1 pseudogene is annotated in these 271 nt (G+C 65.3%); it reads left to right on the forward strand.

Annotated features, from left to right (window positions below):
- Window positions 1–271, forward strand: a pseudogene (locus SB764_RS40395) (glutathione S-transferase); the annotation flags it as partial.

Below are 271 nucleotides of genomic sequence, written 5' to 3' on the forward strand. Positions count from 1 at the left end.
CTCATGAAGAGCCATGACGAGCCGTATCCGCCGTATGCGCCGCCCTTCCTGAAAGACGGCGATCTCGTGAGCTCGCAGACCGCCAACATCCTGTTCTACCTCGGCCCGCGCCTGAACCTGGCGCCTGCCGTCGAGAGCCTGCGCTACGTCGCCAACGGCCTGCAACTGACGATCGCCGACGTGGTCACCGAAGCGCACGATACGCATCATCCGCTCGCCAGCGACCTCTACTACGAGGACCAGAAAGACGCCGCCCGGCAGCGTGCGCACG

Origin of the sequence: Paraburkholderia sp. SIMBA_027 (genome assembly GCF_046535315.1) — a bacterium.
In the GTDB taxonomy this organism is placed as follows: domain Bacteria; phylum Pseudomonadota; class Gammaproteobacteria; order Burkholderiales; family Burkholderiaceae; genus Paraburkholderia; species Paraburkholderia tropica.